At 53.6% G+C, this 377-nt stretch carries 1 protein-coding gene; it reads left to right on the forward strand.

Going from position 1 to position 377, the window contains the following annotated elements; all coding sequences use genetic code 11:
- The coding region (locus QP990_RS12165; protein ID WP_284799426.1) for a hypothetical protein at positions 1-377 on the forward strand (377 nt) is incomplete at both ends.

Raw genomic sequence — 377 nt, forward strand, 5'->3', positions numbered from 1 at the left:
GCCGCGGTCGTCGCGGCTACTCCCATCATCGTGTGGGCTGTGTTGATTTTGTCTGCTGCCCTGTTGATTGTCACGGTGGCAAGTATCTCGCATACGATTCGGGCCGTTGACCTTATTTCATCCATTGCGGTTTTCGCGGCGGTGGTAGGTCTTTTGGGTGTTGTTTTGGGCTCGCTGGCGCTGACACTATTCAACCGTGTGACAGGAGTGGCAATTGCCGGCATTGTGACTGTCACGTTTATTGCCGTATCTGGGCTTATCCTCATCTTAAGCCTGGTGCCGATTTATCTGCGTGTTGTCAATACGATTGCGTTCCCACTGGTGGGTATTCCGTTGGATATTTTCAACCTTCTCACCCGGCATTCGCCGGTGGGGCG

The sequence above is a fragment of the Corynebacterium sp. MSK071 genome, from assembly GCF_030232125.1.
GTDB lineage: Bacteria > Actinomycetota > Actinomycetes > Mycobacteriales > Mycobacteriaceae > Corynebacterium > Corynebacterium kefirresidentii.